Below are 322 nucleotides of genomic sequence, written 5' to 3' on the forward strand. Positions count from 1 at the left end.
GTATCCATTACCCGCTCGCAACTGGCAATGCTCCTCGATAAGCTGGACTGGCGTCAGCCAAAAACATCCCGCCTTAATGCACTGACAATGTTGTAAAATGTCATGGCCGGATTATAAAAACGGCCATGAATCAAAAATACCTCATTCGCATTGCAGAACTGGAATGCCAGCTCCGTCAGAAAGACCAGCAACTGAGTCTGGTTGAAGAGACGGAGGCCTTCCTGCGCTCTGCACTGGCCCGCGCCGAAGAAAAGATCGAAGAAGATGAACGGGAAATAGAACATCTGCGGGCTCAGATAGAAAAACTGCGCCGGATGCTGTT

2 pseudogenes are annotated in these 322 nt (G+C 50.0%); both read left to right on the forward strand.

What is annotated here, in order from left to right:
• Positions 1-96: pseudogene (locus BHE85_RS27790) on the forward strand (IS66 family insertion sequence element accessory protein TnpB); the annotation flags it as partial.
• Between the two features lie 29 nt (positions 97-125).
• Positions 126-322 (forward strand): annotated as a pseudogene (locus tag BHE85_RS19360) (IS66 family transposase); the annotation flags it as partial.

This window comes from Shigella sp. FC1567 (assembly GCF_001743015.1).
GTDB lineage: Bacteria > Pseudomonadota > Gammaproteobacteria > Enterobacterales > Enterobacteriaceae > Escherichia > Escherichia coli.